Annotated in this window: 26 protein-coding genes and 1 tRNA gene; 8 read left to right on the forward strand and 19 right to left on the reverse strand. The window is 40.8% G+C overall.

Annotated elements, in window-relative coordinates; translation table 11 throughout:
- Positions 1-26: 26 nt before the first annotated feature.
- The 6 genes from LZG75_RS01120 to LZG75_RS01145 all read right to left on the reverse strand — a co-directional run bounded on the left by LZG75_RS01120 (position 27) and on the right by LZG75_RS01145 (position 3381).
- Positions 27-413 (reverse strand): hypothetical protein, encoded by a 387-nt coding sequence (locus LZG75_RS01120; protein WP_233925587.1) that lies wholly within the window; start codon positions 411-413, stop codon positions 27-29.
- A 72-nt stretch (positions 414-485) separates the two neighbouring features.
- Positions 486-986, reverse strand: coding sequence for a DUF2165 family protein (locus tag LZG75_RS01125; RefSeq protein ID WP_255698721.1), 501 nt, complete (start codon positions 984-986; stop codon positions 486-488).
- 84 nt (positions 987-1070) lie between these two features.
- The gene (locus tag LZG75_RS01130) at positions 1071-1616 is read right to left on the reverse strand and encodes a nucleoside deaminase (RefSeq protein WP_233934807.1); all 546 of its coding nucleotides are present in this window, start codon (positions 1614-1616) and stop codon (positions 1071-1073) included.
- 114 nt (positions 1617-1730) lie between these two features.
- Entirely contained in the window at positions 1731-2645 is a 915-nt protein-coding gene (locus LZG75_RS01135) for a DUF6803 family protein (protein WP_233934808.1), read from the reverse strand.
- Positions 2646-2718: 73 nt separating this feature from the next.
- Complete coding sequence (locus LZG75_RS01140) at positions 2719-3087, reverse strand: hypothetical protein (RefSeq protein ID WP_233934809.1); 369 nt, start codon at positions 3085-3087, stop codon at positions 2719-2721.
- A 21-nt stretch (positions 3088-3108) separates the two neighbouring features.
- Entirely contained in the window at positions 3109-3381 is a 273-nt protein-coding gene (locus LZG75_RS01145) for a heavy-metal-associated domain-containing protein (protein WP_233934810.1), read from the reverse strand.
- A 65-nt stretch (positions 3382-3446) separates the two neighbouring features.
- Between LZG75_RS01145 and LZG75_RS01150 the strand changes: the two genes are divergently transcribed.
- Positions 3447-4052, forward strand: a complete 606-nt coding sequence (locus LZG75_RS01150) for a Crp/Fnr family transcriptional regulator (protein ID WP_233934811.1) — start codon at positions 3447-3449, stop codon at positions 4050-4052.
- 70 nt (positions 4053-4122) lie between these two features.
- Positions 4123-4473 carry a DUF3147 family protein gene (locus LZG75_RS01155; protein ID WP_233934812.1) on the forward strand — a complete coding sequence of 117 codons (351 nt, stop codon included), beginning with the start codon at positions 4123-4125 and terminating at the stop codon, positions 4471-4473.
- 88 nt (positions 4474-4561) lie between these two features.
- Here LZG75_RS01155 and LZG75_RS01160 read toward each other — a convergent pair whose 3' ends face one another.
- From LZG75_RS01160 to LZG75_RS01170, 3 genes are all read right to left on the reverse strand, one after another.
- Positions 4562-5074, reverse strand: coding sequence for an MAPEG family protein (locus LZG75_RS01160; protein ID WP_233934813.1), 513 nt, complete (start codon positions 5072-5074; stop codon positions 4562-4564).
- A gap of 160 nt (positions 5075-5234) precedes the next feature.
- On the reverse strand, positions 5235-5501 hold the full coding sequence (locus tag LZG75_RS01165) for a Txe/YoeB family addiction module toxin (RefSeq protein WP_370635384.1): 267 nt from the start codon (positions 5499-5501) through the stop codon (positions 5235-5237).
- Positions 5495-5737 (reverse strand): type II toxin-antitoxin system Phd/YefM family antitoxin, encoded by a 243-nt coding sequence (locus LZG75_RS01170; protein WP_233925591.1) that lies wholly within the window; start codon positions 5735-5737, stop codon positions 5495-5497. Before LZG75_RS01170 ends, LZG75_RS01165 begins: the two co-directional genes overlap by 7 nt.
- A gap of 202 nt (positions 5738-5939) precedes the next feature.
- Between LZG75_RS01170 and LZG75_RS01175 the strand changes: the two genes are divergently transcribed.
- The gene (locus LZG75_RS01175; protein WP_233925592.1) at positions 5940-6380 is read left to right on the forward strand and encodes a tautomerase family protein; all 441 of its coding nucleotides are present in this window, start codon (positions 5940-5942) and stop codon (positions 6378-6380) included.
- A 53-nt stretch (positions 6381-6433) separates the two neighbouring features.
- On the opposite strand, the gene LZG75_RS01180 is transcribed toward LZG75_RS01175, so the two are convergent.
- The 3 genes from LZG75_RS01180 to LZG75_RS01190 form a co-directional block, all read right to left on the reverse strand.
- Complete coding sequence (locus tag LZG75_RS01180; RefSeq protein WP_233925593.1) at positions 6434-7066, reverse strand: twin-arginine translocation signal domain-containing protein; 633 nt, start codon at positions 7064-7066, stop codon at positions 6434-6436.
- Between the two features lie 278 nt (positions 7067-7344).
- Positions 7345-7629, reverse strand: a complete 285-nt coding sequence (locus tag LZG75_RS01185) for a type II toxin-antitoxin system RelE/ParE family toxin (protein ID WP_233934815.1) — start codon at positions 7627-7629, stop codon at positions 7345-7347.
- A complete protein-coding gene (locus LZG75_RS01190) occupies positions 7619-7855 on the reverse strand; it encodes a CopG family ribbon-helix-helix protein (RefSeq protein ID WP_233934816.1) in 237 nt (78 codons plus the stop codon). The genes LZG75_RS01185 and LZG75_RS01190 overlap by 11 nt, the downstream gene beginning before the upstream one ends.
- Positions 7856-8071: 216 nt before the next feature.
- On the opposite strand from LZG75_RS01190, the gene LZG75_RS01195 reads away from it, so the two are divergent.
- From LZG75_RS01195 to LZG75_RS01205, 3 genes are all read left to right on the forward strand, one after another.
- Positions 8072-8395, forward strand: a complete 324-nt coding sequence (locus tag LZG75_RS01195; RefSeq protein ID WP_233934817.1) for a type II toxin-antitoxin system RelE/ParE family toxin — start codon at positions 8072-8074, stop codon at positions 8393-8395.
- Positions 8392-8703, forward strand: coding sequence for a helix-turn-helix domain-containing protein (locus tag LZG75_RS01200; protein ID WP_370635392.1), 312 nt, complete (start codon positions 8392-8394; stop codon positions 8701-8703). The genes LZG75_RS01195 and LZG75_RS01200 overlap by 4 nt, the downstream gene beginning before the upstream one ends.
- 103 nt (positions 8704-8806) lie before the next feature.
- A complete protein-coding gene (locus LZG75_RS01205; protein WP_233934818.1) occupies positions 8807-9154 on the forward strand; it encodes a DUF3024 domain-containing protein in 348 nt (115 codons plus the stop codon).
- Between the two features lie 186 nt (positions 9155-9340).
- Here the strand turns inward: LZG75_RS01205 and LZG75_RS01210 are convergent, their stop codons facing one another.
- From LZG75_RS01210 to LZG75_RS01225, 4 genes are all read right to left on the reverse strand, one after another.
- Positions 9341-9550, reverse strand: coding sequence for a BrnA antitoxin family protein (locus LZG75_RS01210; RefSeq protein WP_233934819.1), 210 nt, complete (start codon positions 9548-9550; stop codon positions 9341-9343).
- A gap of 11 nt (positions 9551-9561) precedes the next feature.
- Positions 9562-9855: a BrnT family toxin gene (locus tag LZG75_RS01215; protein ID WP_233934820.1), complete on the reverse strand. Its 294-nt coding sequence runs from the start codon at positions 9853-9855 to the stop codon at positions 9562-9564.
- A gap of 72 nt (positions 9856-9927) precedes the next feature.
- A tRNA-Phe gene (locus LZG75_RS01220) sits at positions 9928-10003 on the reverse strand.
- Positions 10004-10211: 208 nt separating this feature from the next.
- Positions 10212-10943: a hypothetical protein gene (locus LZG75_RS01225; protein WP_233934821.1), complete on the reverse strand. Its 732-nt coding sequence runs from the start codon at positions 10941-10943 to the stop codon at positions 10212-10214.
- 137 nt (positions 10944-11080) lie between these two features.
- Between LZG75_RS01225 and LZG75_RS01230 the strand changes: the two genes are divergently transcribed.
- Together LZG75_RS01230 and LZG75_RS01235 are read left to right on the forward strand one after the other, a co-directional pair.
- Positions 11081-11896, forward strand: a complete 816-nt coding sequence (locus LZG75_RS01230; RefSeq protein ID WP_233934822.1) for a hypothetical protein — start codon at positions 11081-11083, stop codon at positions 11894-11896.
- Between the two features lie 65 nt (positions 11897-11961).
- Positions 11962-12657, forward strand: coding sequence for an AAA family ATPase (locus LZG75_RS01235; protein WP_233934823.1), 696 nt, complete (start codon positions 11962-11964; stop codon positions 12655-12657).
- A 50-nt stretch (positions 12658-12707) separates the two neighbouring features.
- On the opposite strand, the gene LZG75_RS01240 is transcribed toward LZG75_RS01235, so the two are convergent.
- The 3 genes from LZG75_RS01240 to LZG75_RS01250 are packed head-to-tail and all read right to left on the reverse strand — an operon-like array spanning position 12708 to position 16209.
- Positions 12708-13487: an AAC(3) family N-acetyltransferase gene (locus LZG75_RS01240; protein WP_233934824.1), complete on the reverse strand. Its 780-nt coding sequence runs from the start codon at positions 13485-13487 to the stop codon at positions 12708-12710.
- Positions 13488-13497: 10 nt separating this feature from the next.
- Positions 13498-14874 carry a DUF4910 domain-containing protein gene (locus LZG75_RS01245; RefSeq protein WP_233934825.1) on the reverse strand — a complete coding sequence of 459 codons (1377 nt, stop codon included), beginning with the start codon at positions 14872-14874 and terminating at the stop codon, positions 13498-13500.
- 54 nt (positions 14875-14928) lie between these two features.
- Positions 14929-16209, reverse strand: coding sequence for an integrase (locus LZG75_RS01250; protein WP_233934826.1), 1281 nt, complete (start codon positions 16207-16209; stop codon positions 14929-14931).
- Between the last annotated feature and the right edge of the window lie 19 nt (positions 16210-16228).

Here is a 16228-nt window from a genome sequence, read left to right on the forward strand (position 1 = left end):
GTTAAGCCATAAAATTCTAGATTCTTTTAATCAATGCTTGAAGAATGATCTCGTAAATGTAGAAAAATTTTCTTGCCAAGTTCATTTAAGGCTAAAGAAATTAAAGCGGTAAAAGCGCCCGTTATGAATGCTTCTGTAGTTACTCCGCTATAGTGACTTGGGTGAACATAATAGTCAGCTATAAAGCACATGCCCCCAGTAATACCAGCCACCACATATTTATTGCCAAGCCAACGTTGCGTAAATATGGAAAGAAACAGAACACCAGCGCCCGTAATAAAACCGGTCTCTACTGCCTTTTGAAGATGCCCTATAGTTGCCAACCAAATATTACCCTCAACCATGACGAGCAAGCACGCAGGTGAAGCTTCGCAAAAAGGGGTTATAAACATCTTTAATTTTTCTTTAAGCATCCCTAAACTCTCAAGTATTCTTCGATATGTAAAGGTATCACAACTAAAAAGGAATGCCAAAGATGTCTTACTCTATTTCTTAGCGTTTTCAGATTCAGGCATTGCGGTAAATAGTAATGTAAACATAATAAGGACAACAAAACGAAAAGCTGCTTCTACGCCATTCCACTTCTCGGATTGCCACATACAAAACCATTCACCACCAACAACAATAAAACCAAAAAACCACAGCAAAAAACCAGTCAAGCAACCAAGATAAATCCAATTTTTGGCCCTATTAAATGCCAGCGGGGAATTCATATTTTTGAGTAGGCTAATAGCGCCTATTAACAACAGAAGGCCCGTTAAAAACTCGGCAAATATGATTAATCCATAAGCAAGACTCCAAACGAAGGGATCAAGAATAGCCCGGTACCTCAAAGTATTATCTGGAAAAACAGTATCCATAGAAAGGGTGTGCCGAACAAAAGCGTAATTAGAGCCGTAGTCCGCCAGATTATTCAAGCAGACTAAAAGAGCGAAAATAGAGAGCGACAGGCAAATGATAATTTTAGAAATCCGAAGAATATTCAACTCTGTTCACCCTGTTAATTACACCAATATTTGATTCTAAAGTATTGGCATAAAGTGAAATTACTTTTTTTCAGTGAGATTTTGTCAGGCTCGTATTCGATTGGCAAATAGTACGTCGCACTCTGACTCAAGAATGCCACCCAACAACTGGGTTTGGCTAAAGCCTCCCTTGTTGATATCTTTTGCGCTAAAGATAAATTGATCAATGCCCGATCTCTTAATCATGCCTATAGAGCTTCCAAAAACAACGCCTTGAATTCCGGCCCAAATTAAGGCACTCATACACATGGGGCATGGCTCTCCTGTTGTATACAAAATAAGATTCCCCCAATTTATATTTCCGTATTGTCTGACGTAGTTATTCATGCATACTATTTCACCGTGATAAGTCGGATTTTCGTATGTTGTATTAACGCCTTTAGCCAGGATAGCTCCATTGCTCGCATTAGTAATTACTGCACCAAAGGGATACATGGGATTTTGTAATGCCATAGCTATTGCTGCGCGCATTGCTAACTCATGCTGTTTTAGCGGAATTGCATCAAGGGTTTTGCTTGTTGGTGGAGCGGCTCGACTCATTCCAAAAGCCCCAATACTGCATAGACAAAGTAAGGCCCGGCGGCGGTTCATGTTCTTATCCCAGATAATCTCTACCTAAGCATAATAGAAAAAACTACCCTCAGGTGGTTTCGAGAATTCTTGGTGGCCCAGGGCGGAATCGACCAGGGCCGAGGATGTCTTAATCTATTTCAACTTGTAGCCAGCATGACAAGCAACGCATGCTTGTGTTGTATTGCCCAGCGCAATTAATGCGGGCTTGATATCGCCTGTTGCTGCTGTATTTTGAGCTTCAATTGCAAACTTACTGGCATTTCGATGCATAGCGGTTCCAGCTTCTTGCATACCCTTTGGCATGAACTTAGAATTTTCATATGCCCCATGTAGCTTGAGAGCATTCATACCCAAACGATCTTCTGCAAGCCGTGCGGCTTTGTCATATTGTCCCTTGCCCATCACCTCTTGTATTAGAGAGATTGTTTGCAAGTGATCGCGCATATTCGTCAAAATATGCTCTTTCATTGGCGCAGGAAAATCCACTGCAATACGGTTATCTTGAGTAGCGCTATTACCAGCATGCATCATATGCATTTGTTGCATTTGCTCCCCGTGCATCTGGTGCGTATCGGCGCCTTTATAGCCAAGTAAAGATGGATCCAACATTCCGCTAACCATGGCAATGTGCCCAAAAACTAAGAACAAAGCTACGCAGATCGCATGAATCTTGAGTTTACCCATTTGATCAAGACTTTTATTTACAAAACCAAATTCTTGCAGGGCAATCCAAATTAAAGGCAAGCCACCAATTAAATATGTTGATACCGCCACCACATCAATCACTGTGCGCCATTCACCGGCCTTAGTGATTGGCAAAACAGCAGTTGTCATCAGGTAAGCAATGATGCCAATGAAATACAAGCCTACGGTAGTGCCAGCAAAGCGGTTTAGGTGATAGACAAAACCATCAAACTTACGTGTAAATAAAATATAAAGCTCGGTGATAGCCAGCGTCTCAGCGAGCACAATTGGAATACCCATAAAGATCAACAAATTCCAAGGCTGATTATCAGCAAGTAACTGCATGTAGTGAGTCATATTCATTTGTATCTCCCGAAACTTCAACGCACAAAACCACCCGAAGGTGGCCTTGTAACAACTAACAACACTTTATAGCCTATCCGCAGTTTCTGCTGGACATCATTTGGGGGCTATGTCCTGCAGGCAAAGTAATGCCTTTTTCTTTGGCGCGCTTTTCCATCTCTGTATGTGTGGTGGTCATAATTGCTTGACGCTCTTTTACTGTCTTGGCATCAATCATCTTGTCCATCATGGCAAGTCTTTCTGATGGGGTCATCAACTCACGCATAATTTTCATGTTGGCGTTTTGCCCCATCATTTGACCTTGCATCATTTGGCTGCGCATCATGCCTGGGCCCATGCCATTTCCCGCATTCCCCATTGGTCCTGGCTGAGCATAGGCTACGGCCAATCCAAGGCTCATGACAGTAGCAACACTGATTGCGATTTTGTTTACAGTTTTCATTTTGATTTCCTATTAATTTATTTAGTTACAGCAACAACTTGACCCACTCTTACAAGCACCGCTTTTTTCTGTATTAGAAGCCTCTGTGCTCACTTGTGCTCGATAGCCATCCTCCTCTAAAGCCGCAACAATTTCTTGCGCATGTTGCGAGATATTGCCAACAACCTTAACTGCTCCACAGGCAAGGTCTACTTCAACCTTCTGCACCCCAGCAATTGAATTAATGACTTTTTCCACCTGCTTTACACAGGCGTCACAAGTCATGTCGCTTACCGTTAAATTAATTGTTTCCATAGCAGCCTCCTTTGTATGGATTCATTATTGGGCCAATCGTCTAAAGGGCGTATGATTTAGATCATATGGATATCTATATTCCTGAACTGCTAAAGGAGCTCCTGCCTAAAGAGCTACTGGGGCAAAGTCATGCCTATCATTTTGAAAAAGGTGATTACCTTTTTCATCAAGGTAAAAAGCCTGAATACATGTTTTTTATTGTTTCCGGTGAAGCTGTTCTTACTAGGACCAGTAACCATGGAGAACCCACCACCTTACAAAGATGCAACGGTGGCTTCTTAAGTGAGGCGAGCTTATTGTCAGACGCTTATCACTGCGATGCTTTTGCAACTCAAGACGGACAAGCGATTACGCTACCAATTAAATACTTAAGAGACGCACTGACTGATAGCAAGTTCTCACTTAAATGGGTGCAACTACTCAGCAAAGAGATCATGCGACTGCGAACGCAATCAGAACGTTTAGGTCTAAAAGACATTCGAAGTAAGCTAATCCACCTCATCGAGACTGAAGGTAAAAATGGTGTCTTAACGCTCCAGTCTGATTTCAAATCTATGGCCTCAGAGATTGGCGTTACCCATGAGGCTTTATATAGAGTAATTGCCTCACTAGAGAAAGAAGGATTGATGAGGAGGCAAGCCAACTCTTTGGAGTTCCTAAAGAAAAAATGATGCCGATTAGATGCTATCGCTTTAAACGACATTCCTATAATGGGTCAACCCTCTAACGCCAAAGGACCATATGAACTGGATCATTACAAAGTATCTTTTAACAGCCGGAATGATTGTATTCATCTCTGAGGCTGCCAAACGTAGTGATCGATTAGGTGGTTTTATTGCGGCATTGCCACTGATGACTCTTTTAACTTTAGTGTGGCTCTATGTAGAAAACCAACCTGAAGAGAAAATTGCTAATCACGCCTATTACACCTTTTGGTATGTGATCCCAACATTACCGATGTTTCTTTTATTTCCATATTTACTCCCTAAGCTGGGATTCTGGTTGACGATGGGTGCGTGTGTTGTAGCAACGGTTATCTGCTTTGGCCTATTTGCCCTGGCAATGAAGAGCTTTGGAATTAATCTTCTTTAAATCAAAACCATCCGCAGGTGGTTTTGAGATTTCTTGGTGGCCCGGGGCAGGAACGACCAGGGCCGAGGATGTCAAACTAAACTTTTAATTAAATAATCAATAAAGCGGAAAGTAGAAGCAAAATTAAGTTGCTATAAAAAGTTGTGGCGAAACCATACGCTCTCATGATTGGATTCTTGCCATACCCCAACCAAAAAAGGAGTCTATAAATATTAAAAGCAACTGCCAAAATGATTAGCATTGCTAAATGCGTACTTGGCAACCCCACGCTTAATCCAAACAGGGCAATTGAAAAAAGTAAAAATTGTTCATGAGTGTTATTTAAAACTTTCACATTGAGCTCTACCTGTGGATCCGAATGGTCGCCTCCAATCGCGGCGCCAAAAAATCTTAAGTAAGCCACTCGGGCAATTAAGACAACAATTGGTATGAGGCCAATTGTTATGGCTATCCAAAGCACATTAAGTCGCCCAGAAATATTTCCAATGAATTCAAATTGAAAAAGAGGCGTAACCCACCAGGAAAATAAAATGATAAGTATTGAAGTCAAAAGACCCAAAACCATCATTTTTCTAATGTAGCTTTGGCTGTTGGTAAGCATATAAGAATTATCGTTAGATTAGTGGCTGCTGTAAAACACTAATCTACCAAATTACACAAAAAAAAATCTCCTGCAGGTGGTTTTGATGTTTCTTGGTGGCCCAGGGCGGAATCGACCAGGGCCGAGGTTGCCTACATCCGCGCTTAGACCAATGCCTACTTTATTCGTAATGAGTCCACATTCTTAAGATTCGAACCGTCTTCTCCTTGCGCAAAATTTCATAAACTAAGCGATGTTGAATATTAATTCTGCGTGAGTAAGCCCCTTTTAGATCACCAACCAACTTCTCATAAGGCGGCGGATTTTGGAGGGGGTTTGCCTCTAAAATATCCAATAAGTCTTGGGCTTTATCTTTAAGACCTGCGGCAGATAGTTTCTTTGAATCCTTAATGGCATATTTGGAATAAGCTAAATTCCAAGTCACCACTTCAACGCCCTTTTACTTTTAGTAATAGGCTCAGCCATAGCGTCTTTAATTGACTCACGCATTCCTGGAATGGCCAATAGATAAAGCGTCTCCTGAATGGCACTCCAATCTTCTTCAGAAACTAAAACAGCATTTGCCCGCTTACCAGAGATGAGTACTGGCTTGTGTGACTCTGCCGTCTGATCAATCAAGCGGTAGAGATCTGCTCGAGCTTCACTTGCGGTTAATGTAGTCATGATTTCGCTCCTTTGCAATATAGTACGTAAAAGCGTACGTTTTGTCAAGTGATTATTCCACCCGCCAGCCCAAAAGAAAATAGCCCGGCAAGTGGGCTATTGCGATTCTTGGTGGCTCGGGGCGGAAGCGTCCAGGGCCTAGGATGTCCAAGCCTAGTTGGTGATACAGTAAATCCAGTTCAAAACACTTTTGGAGTAAAAAATGCCGACCTATACAGTGACTTATTCAAACACCAAACTAAGCATCGCACAAATGGAGAATATTGCTCAAGCGATTACAAAGACCCACAATGCGTGTACCGGCGCGAATACCTACTTTGCTCAAGTGATATTTCAAGAAACCCCAAGTGGCAAACATTTTATGGGGGGCAAGCCGGTCCAAGATAGCCAAATCTTCTTACATGGACAAATACGGGCAGGAAGACCACCAGAGCTAAAGGAAAAACTTATATTAGCAATGAGGGAGGCCTTAATTAAAAGCTCGGGACTAAGCAAAGATCAAATTTGGATTTACATTGTTGATCTCATTCCCGCCCAGATGATTGAGTATGGAGAAATTCTTCCGCTATCGGGCAAAGAGAATGAGTGGTTTGCCAGCCTATCAAGCGATCTTCAAATGAAACTGAAGGCTCTAGAAAAATAGCCCAACAAGTGGGCTATCGAGATTCTTGGTGGCCCGGGGCCAAAGCGATGGGGCTAAGAGAAAGACTCTACTTTTCCATCCAAAGACATAAGCCCCAGTTCTGCAGTTAATGTGGGTTGCCGAACCTTTAATTGCTTCTTAAATTCTAGCAACGCTGCCTTGTGAGTTTCAGTTTCTTTTGCGGGAGTCGCTACCGCTGCCTCACCATATGCAATTTTAGCTGCGCCACAATCACGATGATTAATCACGATTACTTTATTAATGCTATGCAGACTTTTTGAAGCATCTAAATTTTGCCAAAAGGTTTCGTGCCAAGCCTTAAAAGCTGGTGCAACAACCCCAATAGATCCTCCAGCTATCGTAAACGCGCTGTACTTTCCCCCAAGACCCTTATCATTTTCCCTTTTGTTCACTGGATTTTGAAAGCGAGGGTCAATACAAGAAAGCAGCATGGCATCATACTTTCCAGATCCAGCAATAGCGATTCCTGGGCCCATAAGCATTCCAAGACTACCCATACCAGCAATTCCACCGGCTAATCGTAAAAAATCTCGTCTTGACTTTTTAGGATCCAGCAAATCCATGCAACAACCACAAGAAAATGGTGAATCATTTAAATGATGGTGCAATTTCATAAGCTCTCCTGGAATGTATTTTGGAGCTTCCGGCTCCAGTAGATAAGCCAAGCAAGGCTTATGGGGTATTTATATCATTTTTTTAAGAAAAATGTTTACTAAAATATAAAAAATAGCATTTTTGACAAATTAGTTGCGTTTTGCCCCTAAAACTATTCCACCATTTGCAGCAAATTATGATTCGCCCAAATGATCAGGTTATCTTTCGCTAGCCGTCTATATTGAGCAGATACTGGACTGAAATTCAAAGCAAATAAGGTATTAATTGGATCAGTTTTGGATGCAAATACCTAGGCTAGGTGGGTCAGTTTTGGATGCAAATCAGCAAATTAAAGTCTTATTGGCCACATTCTTGACGTGTGAAATACTCGCAATATTTCCACATTTCCGTCCTTTATACGGTACGGGACAATATACGGATATCCAAAAATAACCAACTCCCTAGTTCCTGGGACTCTGCCGGTTCTCCCAAGCTCTGGATATTGAGCTAATTTATTAACACTTTCAATGGTATGAATTAAAAATTCTCTAGCTACTTTAGGGTTATCGTCCGCAATATACTCTGTAGCGTCATTTAGGTTTTTAGCGGCATTACGTAACCACCTAACCTGCATGCTTTTTCACTAACTTAGCAAACTCTTTCTCTGAAATGAAGTCTTGTTTGTCCGCCTCTTTTAAGGCGGCCTTAATTTCATTAACCTGCCAGGCCTCAACTTCTAAATAGCGCTCTATCGCCTCTGAAGCTAAAAAAGATTTTGTGCGTTGAGTGGCCCCTGCCAATTTATCTAGCATTGACTTTGTTTTATTGCTAACCCGTATGGTTAAAACCGAAGTTTCCATAATCTTTCACCCCAAAGAATACTTTGTATACATTATATACAAACAGGGCTGAACGCACAAAAGAAAATGCCCCGCACGAAGCAGGGCATTATTTAAATCTTGGTGGCCCCGGGCGGAAGCGTCCAGGGCCTAGGATGGTTGATCCTATTTCTAGACTGTCGTTTTAAAAGACAATTTAGTCTTGCCCAATGTTAACAAATTTGTTAATATACTTGGATGAGCTATTCCATCCTTTATTACAGCGAGCAGGTTCAAGAAGACATTATGAATCTTCCCGACACGCTTCAAGCTCGCTATATTGGATTGACCGCCAGAATGATTGAGCATGGGCCGAATTTAGGCTTGCCTCATACAGATTCATTTGGCGGTGGCTTATTTGAATTAAGACTTAAAGGTGCTGAAGGTATTGCCCGAGTTTTCTTTTGTACCATGGTGGAGCAGGAAATAGTGATGCTTCATAGCTTTATTAAGAAGACTCAAAAGACGCCTGAGAAAGAATTGAAGATTGCGAAAGCACGCATGAAGGAGTGGAAAAAATGACAACGCAGAAGAAAACAAAAATGCTTACCCATAAACAAATGGTAAGTAAGATGCTTAAAAAGCCCGCTGTAAAAGCCGCAGTCAAAGAACTTGATCGCACTGAATTTGCTATTCTTGATGAGATTCTTACGGCAAGGAAAGAGGCTGGATTAACGCAAGCTCAAGTGGCAAAAAAGATGGGAACGCAAACTCCAGCTATTGCTAGATTAGAAAGCTCTCTGGCTACCGGCAAACATTCCCCAAGCCTAACTACCCTAAGAAAGTATGCGGCGGCTTTAGGAAAGAGAGTTGAGGTTCATTTAGTCTGAGGACGTCTATATCGACTGCAATCATTTCGCCCATAATTCATAATGGCTATGTTTAAAATAAATTTGATTGATCGGTTTTACTTTCTGGGATAGTTAATCAGATATGGCATTTAGCATTGAACAGTTAGGGAATATTGACTATTTGGTCGGGCAGTGGTGTCTGCTTCTGGCTCCACTTGAAATCAAAAAAGATCTTGATTACGATTATGAAATCGATGGCCAGGCTGTAAGTGTTTTTGAAGTTCGCCCTTTGTGGCGTGGAAAACCAGGAGAGTTAACTCGACGACCGTTTGTAAAATTTCGGTATATACAGTCTGAGGCTCTGTGGCATATTTATTGGATGCGAGCCAGCGGAAAATGGCAAGCCTATGAGCCAAATCCAATCGCAAAAGATCTCAATGAGGCACTACAAGTTATTGATGCCGATCAATATGGCTGTTTCTTTGGATAACAAGCTTGGGTTAGTCACCCTAGTTGCATTGCCTTGACTATTAGCTACTCTGGAATAAAAAACAAGATTTATAGTGTCGATGCTAACTTTAAAATCATAAAGAGAGCTAGAAGCTCTCTTTATGATTCTTGGTGGCCCGGGGCGGAATCGACCAAGAACTCAGGAGATTCTCATCCTACATCTAGACTACTTCCAGCTAAGGTTCAATTTCTTATGCGAGGTGGCACAATCTCTTAAATAGAGATTAATTAGGCTTTGATAAGGAATGCCCACCTCTTCTGATACAGATTTGAAGTAGCTCACTGAATCCTCATCCAATCTAATAGTAATGGGCTTCTTGAGCATGGAAGCATATGGATTTTTACGGGCTTTTGAGAAATCATATTCTTTACGCATCTTCATCACCTTTAATAAGCTTTTGACTCTTTAGGGGTTGCCTTACGAGCCGAAATAATACGAACGACATTGCCCTCGCTTCGATAACAATGGCAAACCAAAATCACACGAAGAGAATGGCTCACTCCCAGCAAGATAAATCTGTCTTCAGATTCCGAATGATCAGGATCAGAGATTAACTTGGCACTTTCATCATAAAACACAGATTTTGCCTCTTCAAATGAAACGCCGTGCTTTTTTAGATTAGCTGAAGCTTTTCTGGGCTCCCATTCAAATCGCAATGAAATCATATGTACATTGTACATATATTAATTGAAAGAAGCAAGCCCTCCCACCCAAAAGAAAATGCCCCGCATGAGCAGGGCATTATTTGAGTTTGGTGGCCCGGGGCGGAATCGAACCACCGACACAAGGATTTTCAGTCCTCTGCTCTACCGACTGAGCTACCAGGCCAAGAAAGACTGTCTATTATACGTAAACTGTTTAACCAGTGCTCAATTTACGGACTGTAAGCTAATTCTGTCTGTCATTGTGCTTAAAACTACCTATCTACCATACTCAAATCTGCCTAAAAGTAGCTTGCGTACACGTAGCACACCGCACGTTGTTAAAAACGCCGCAAAACGTTTGGTTTGCGTAAGTGACGTTTCAAAACGACTCTTTATGCGGGGAATTTACCTTCTGCCGTAGCAGCAATGATTTGTTTGGCTTGCTTAACGTAACGGCTAACGGACGCAGCCAATATATTGCGCCTCTCAATTTCTGTGCGTCCCTCTTCCCCATATTTAGACTTTGCTGCTGATTTAACTACCCGCAACTTATCTCCCAACTGCCACACAGTTAACTTCTCCGCTTTTGGTAACCGACTATTAGCAACGTATGCTTCATACACAGTAAACGTTGTACGTAAGTTATCTATTGTGTGGTTACGGTTAATGGGATATTTGGCAGTACTTTTAGCCCACTGCTCTGCCGTACGTCCTCTTTCTGCTGTGTGGCTCTTTTTAACTAAATCCATAAACTTACTGTAGATATAGCGTTTACTCATACTCATTGGTACAGCTACAACCATTACGCTGTCACCCCACGTATCGTCCCATTCTATTTTGTTAGTTAATTTAGTAAGACTTTGTGGCAGCGGCTTTTCCGCAAACAGCGCAACGGCTTTGTCATTCCACCACTGCTTAAAACTCTCTCCCCTTACGTCACCAAAGTCTTTATATAACGCTGCCAACTTGCCCTTACCGCCCAATTCACAACACTTAATGTAGTCCTCATTTAAGCGTAAAAAAGCCCACCACCAATAGTACGGACTGCGCTGTTGGTATGTTGGTGACTTTGGCTTGTGCTTAGTGCCAAAAGTAGGGTGTTGTGCTGAAAAATGTACCTTCATTTATTAACATCCAAATAGTTATCAATTGCTTTTGAAGTGTGAGTTTTAGGTTAAAAGAGTAAAGTAATACTTATGGTTAGTGAGGTTTATTTGTTAACACTAATCATAAATCTAACTTAAATTGAAAGGTATTAAAAATGACACAAACTACTGTAACTACTGCTGTAAACACTATTGCTAACAACGCTGTTGTAACTGCTAACGCAGAGTCGTTTACAAACGACAACTCTAAAGCAATGTTAACAACTAATTCGCTGTCTTTTATTGAATTGCTTAAAAACGAGCAAGAAGTATGGGCAGACAATGCGTTTAAGAATAGCAACGACTTGCTATACGCAATTTTGGCTAAATGCTACGCAAAGTATGAAGAAATGTGCTTAGCTACAGATAATGCTAAAACGCTGCGTACACAGTTGGACGACTATATGACGCTACATAACGTAGCTGTTAACAAAAAGTCACACACACTACACAAAATTGTTAAATGCGTGTTTGGCGCAGACAGACGACGTGTAAGTGCGTACAGCATTGTTTTGCGTACTGCTAACGTTAAGCAAATTAAAAGCGCAGCTATTGCGGACTTTATTAGAAATAACGGCGGAGTAGAAGAAATACGCTTAGCTAAAAACGGCAATGCGTTAAGCGCAAAGCAAAAAGCTGAAGTAGCTAAAACTACTGTAGCAAGTGCTGTTTTAGCTGAAATTAGCAGTGAAGCTATTGCTAAGCAAGTTGACGCTGCGTGTATTGGGCAACAAGTAGTGTTTGTAGCTACGCAGCAAGCTAATGGCAAGTTTGCTATTAACGCTGTAACAAATAGCACTACGGCTGTAAATGCTGCTTTAGCTGCGTACTACAGCGCAAACAAAGACGGCATTAAAAAACAAGTGGCAGAGCGTAGCGTAGCAAGCAACGACGCACAGTTAAATGACGCTATTGCTAACGTAGCTGCTTAATTAACGACAACTATTGGGCAACGTGTAACAGCGTTGCCCTTTTTATTACAAATAAGGAGAAGTCTATGTTTAATGATTTTGAAGAGCGTTATAGCCCTAAAACGCTAAATGATATTGTTTTTCACAGCGTCAACGCAAAGCAAACTGTAGAAGACATTGTTAGTGGGTTAGTAGGTTTTCCAACTGGCGGCATTAACGGCATATTGCTATATGGCGTTAATGGCACTGGCAAAACAGCTTTAGCAAAGATACTGCCAGACTTAATAGAAACAGCACGTGGCGGAAGTAATCCGCACGTTGCCTATTACAAAATAGCGCAAGGTGGGGACAACGGCGCAAACGTAATTGAAAGTATTAAGTCACAAGCTCAATTTATTCCGCTAATGGGTACGTATCACTACTTTATTTTGGACGAAGTGGATAATTTACGCACTGAGTCAATGTCTTCATTAAAAGTAGCAATGAATACAAATACTAACCAGTGTGTGTATATCTTTACTACTAATAGGTTATCGCTAATTGAAAATGGCGTACAAGATAGGTGTGAGCGTGTGGAGTTTAATGCTGCTGCTAACGCTGACTGGCTGCCAATATTTAAGCGCATATTGGCTGACTACAACGTGACTGGCGTAACGGACGGCGACATACTTAAAATTATTAGTTACTGTAACGGCAGCGCACGTCGCATACTCAATGCCGCACGTAAGTTAGTTGTACAGCAATATAGGACTAATGGTGGGAATTTAAAATTAGCAGCTTAGTGCCGTTGTATACGCAGTCGTTTTAACACGACAAGAAAAAAGCCCACTAACTACAGTGGGCTTTTAATTAACGGGAAATTTGGCTCAGCAGTAAATTTATCTATCAATTCATTAACCATTTGATTGCTACTGCAAATAGAAACGCTGCCAGCACCAAGATTTGTAGATGTGATAATCTTTTTTTCTCTTAAATATTGGTTAATCTTCTCAATATCAACTCGTGGTTCTGGCTCTAAATCAAATCTTCTGGCATAAAAATTTATAGTTACTGTATCTCTTGCTTCTCCATCAATAACATCGCCAGTGAATGTTTTCCAAAACCTATAAGGTACTTTTGCTCGCTCTTCTGCAATATGAACAAAAGTCTCAACAAAACTAACGCCATAAAATAAGATTTTGCATTTTAATTGTAATAAAGCGTCAAAAAAACTTCCTTCTGAAAATTCACTAAAACCCACTGACTCTGAAATTGAGATTGCACTTGCGCCAATTGCAGCAACAGAGTGAAAAGGATGGCGCGCTCTATAAGCGTTTTTATGCGTTCTTACATATTCTGAAAATGCTCCCATACCATCGCAAGGGGTTTTTCTTCTATCAAATACTTCGCCACTGCAAAAGGCAAAATTAAATGTTGGAACTACTATTGTTCCTTTTTCTCCAACTGCATCTAGAAATACATTTAATAACGCCTCTAAACTATTCACATCATTATTTGGAATGAATTTTCCAAGCGCCTTTAATCCAGAGTGAACAAAAAGACAATCGCCTTTCTTAACGCCCAGAGCCAATAAACAATCCCGTATATCTTTTTCTGTATATGTGTTGTTCACAAATACCCCCTTATTTCAATACATCTGCATTAATCAGTATTTCTGCATATCTATAAAGATTTTTCATTTTTATTTTTGTTAACTTAGCTATATCTACCAAATCGTGCTTTCCATCTGCATAACTAAGCATATACATAATTGCTTTTAACTGTTCCCGATGGTCTATCAAAGAGTCACTACTTGCATCCCAAGTTTGCGGTGAATTAATATTTGGATAAAGCCCTCTCTTGCCTAATTGAATCTCACAATAAGGCTCTACTCTTTCTAGCGGTTGAAGATATTCGTGGATTTTTAGAACGTTCTCAATCTTAGCTGTAGTGCTAAGAAATTTGTCTAACTCAACAAACTCTTTGTTATCTGCTGAAGTATGGTATTCGGGATTAGAGCCATAAGTTGTTTTAGCAACCTGTCCAACTGGCAAGTTAAAGCCGGAAGAGCAATACTGTCTTTCATCGCTTCCTTCGGATGGGTCAAACTCTCTAATTTCAACTTCACCTTCTTGCTCTAATTGAAGAAATAATTTGTCTAAAGTTGAATCACCACGTCTAGATTTTTTATAGCTTAATTTTTCATTTGGCCCTCCAACGCAAGTCAGTACTAATCCTGCTTGCATTGATTTAGCAATTTCTTCACCGTGTTGGTGTAGAAAGCAAATTGAACCTATAGTTTCGGGGTTTATTACAAAAAGATAGTCAAAGCGCCTATTTTTCCACTTTGCCATACGTTGGTATAGTGCAGCAAGTACGATAGGTCCACTAAGTTCATTGTTGGCTAAGGATGGGTGGCATAGATAACTAGAAATTAAAATTAATTTTCTTTCTACCCCCCCCTTCTCATTAGCCGTATTCCCTCTTAAGTACTTAAAGCCATACTCAACAGCGCCGTCAATAAATGACGATTTAATTACTGCGTGATATTTGCCTGGCTTTAACTCTTGCCGCTGTCTATCTGTAAGACAAAATCCCCAAGTCTTTTTATAGTAAGAGGTTACATATGGAATCCAGTCTGGCTGCTCTGGAATTGAGTGAAGATTTTTATTTAATTCATCAAGCTCCATAATTTTATCAATTGGCTCAGAATAATTTAATACTTCAAGATTATTTTTCTTAAAATCTAAAATTTTATTTCCACTAGGGTCTATTAAATAAGCATCTTCAATTACCCACTCTGGAGGGACTGTCCAATCAAAAACTTTCGCCCCACTTAATGCCCTACCAATTTCAAATGGAATATATCGAGATATTATTTGGACTGACTGCCTATAGCCATCGCCTGTTATGCTTCTGGGCAAGGGAAATAATTCGTCAAATAAATTTTCTATATCGGCATTGTTTTCTAACATTTTTCTTCCATTCTTATTTCTATAAGTACCACTATAGCGCAACACCATTACTATTTTGAGATTCCCCCCCCCGCTATAGCCCGTCGTTTTAACACGACACTAAGATAACTTCTCCGCAGCCATAGTTGCCGTCAGTTTGCTGTAGTGCTTTTCTAACATCCCTACGCTTGTACCCATTTGTCTTGCTAATGTATGTAAATCTATTGCGTCGTCCATTAACGCTAACGTAGCGTAAGCGTGACGCAGACTATATAAAGTCCTTTGCTGCTTTGTTTTAGTGTCATACGTTAAGTGGGCAAAGTGGAGTAACCACTTAAATGTTGTATGTAGACTTTTAGGTTGTGTGCCGTCACCTAATCTAAACACCCTAATCGTTGTTTTACGTTTAATAGCTTCATTTAAGTTTTTAGCAATTAAGTCTTTCTGCCTAATAGCTAAACGCTCAAACGCAGCAATTCCAAAGTTTCTAACAATTAACTGTCTGCCTCCCGTTTTACCATTCACATACAAGCGTAAGTATCTTTTGCCAGTAGCTGCCTCGTCATACCAGTCCACGTGCTTCCACTGTAAATTCATACTCTCTTTACCGCAGCGCATACCCGTTGCTATCAATATCTCTACATAGTCACGTAGTAGCTTACGCATATCACGTGCTAACTCTGTATGTCCGCCATTAGCAAATTCTGGCAAGTACGCTAATAGCTTATGTACTTCTTCACGTGTAAAGCCCGCACGTGGTGTGCTGGCTTTACCTCTTCTATTCAAAAACGCAATAGGACTGTTAGCACTTACCCAACCACGCTGTACGGCTGACTTAATCACTCTGCTGTACGCACTGGCGTGTGTCATTAGCGTACTGGCTTTTGGCGTAATACCCATTTCATTATTGCGCCACTGCTCATACTCGCTCACTATTTGCTCATTAATGTTATCAACCATATAGCTACCAAAAAATGGAATAAGGTATTTGTTAATGACACGCTTGTAGTCTTTATTGGTGTGCGCCTTAATGCCCGCCTGTATTTCTCTGTCTATATCTTGTAAGCAGCGATTAGCCACAGTATCAAAACGACGGCTGACAACGGGCACTCCAATACGCTCCTTAAATCGTGCTTCGTCATACATTTCACAAGCCACTTGTTTAGCAAATTGTAGGTTGTAGTGTTTAGTAGAGTGCCTGTGCCACTGCCTATCAAATAACTTAAAGCGTACTTGCCATACATTGCTACGTGCGTGTTTATACAAAACCACTTCGCCGTCACGTAAGTAAATGATGTTGGTATTTTCTTTACTGCTTAACTTGGTGACAAACTCCCAGTTGACTATTGGCTTTGCTGGTATTGGGAATAATAGCTGCGTCTGTTTACGTCTTGTACGCATTACAGCTCCGTATACACAG

It is taken from the genome of Polynucleobacter sp. IMCC30063 (assembly GCF_021395235.1).
GTDB lineage: Bacteria > Pseudomonadota > Gammaproteobacteria > Burkholderiales > Burkholderiaceae > Polynucleobacter.

Bases quoted from the DNA above. Each gene is read 5' to 3' on its own strand.
- LZG75_RS01120 (WP_233925587.1), bottom strand. From the start codon at position 413: ATGCTTAAAGAAAAATTAAAGATGTTTATAACCCCTTTTTGCGAAGCT.
- LZG75_RS01130 (WP_233934807.1), bottom strand. From the start codon at position 1,616: ATGAACCGCCGCCGGGCCTTACTTTGTCTATGCAGTATTGGGGCTTTT.
- LZG75_RS01135 (WP_233934808.1), bottom strand. From the start codon at position 2,645: ATGAATATGACTCACTACATGCAGTTACTTGCTGATAATCAGCCTTGG.
- LZG75_RS01140 (WP_233934809.1), bottom strand. From the start codon at position 3,087: ATGAAAACTGTAAACAAAATCGCAATCAGTGTTGCTACTGTCATGAGC.
- LZG75_RS01145 (WP_233934810.1), bottom strand. From the start codon at position 3,381: ATGGAAACAATTAATTTAACGGTAAGCGACATGACTTGTGACGCCTGT.
- LZG75_RS01150 (WP_233934811.1), top strand. From the start codon at position 3,447: ATGGATATCTATATTCCTGAACTGCTAAAGGAGCTCCTGCCTAAAGAG.
- LZG75_RS01155 (WP_233934812.1), top strand. From the start codon at position 4,123: ATGAACTGGATCATTACAAAGTATCTTTTAACAGCCGGAATGATTGTA.
- LZG75_RS01160 (WP_233934813.1), bottom strand. From the start codon at position 5,074: ATGCTTACCAACAGCCAAAGCTACATTAGAAAAATGATGGTTTTGGGT.
- LZG75_RS01170 (WP_233925591.1), bottom strand. From the start codon at position 5,737: ATGACTACATTAACCGCAAGTGAAGCTCGAGCAGATCTCTACCGCTTG.
- LZG75_RS01175 (WP_233925592.1), top strand. From the start codon at position 5,940: ATGCCGACCTATACAGTGACTTATTCAAACACCAAACTAAGCATCGCA.
- LZG75_RS01185 (WP_233934815.1), bottom strand. From the start codon at position 7,629: ATGCAGGTTAGGTGGTTACGTAATGCCGCTAAAAACCTAAATGACGCT.
- LZG75_RS01190 (WP_233934816.1), bottom strand. From the start codon at position 7,855: ATGGAAACTTCGGTTTTAACCATACGGGTTAGCAATAAAACAAAGTCA.
- LZG75_RS01195 (WP_233934817.1), top strand. From the start codon at position 8,072: ATGAGCTATTCCATCCTTTATTACAGCGAGCAGGTTCAAGAAGACATT.
- LZG75_RS01200 (WP_370635392.1), top strand. From the start codon at position 8,392: ATGACAACGCAGAAGAAAACAAAAATGCTTACCCATAAACAAATGGTA.
- LZG75_RS01205 (WP_233934818.1), top strand. From the start codon at position 8,807: ATGGCATTTAGCATTGAACAGTTAGGGAATATTGACTATTTGGTCGGG.
- LZG75_RS01210 (WP_233934819.1), bottom strand. From the start codon at position 9,550: ATGCGTAAAGAATATGATTTCTCAAAAGCCCGTAAAAATCCATATGCT.
- LZG75_RS01215 (WP_233934820.1), bottom strand. From the start codon at position 9,855: ATGTACAATGTACATATGATTTCATTGCGATTTGAATGGGAGCCCAGA.
- LZG75_RS01225 (WP_233934821.1), bottom strand. From the start codon at position 10,943: ATGAAGGTACATTTTTCAGCACAACACCCTACTTTTGGCACTAAGCAC.
- LZG75_RS01230 (WP_233934822.1), top strand. From the start codon at position 11,081: ATGACACAAACTACTGTAACTACTGCTGTAAACACTATTGCTAACAAC.
- LZG75_RS01235 (WP_233934823.1), top strand. From the start codon at position 11,962: ATGTTTAATGATTTTGAAGAGCGTTATAGCCCTAAAACGCTAAATGAT.
- LZG75_RS01250 (WP_233934826.1), bottom strand. From the start codon at position 16,209: ATGCGTACAAGACGTAAACAGACGCAGCTATTATTCCCAATACCAGCA.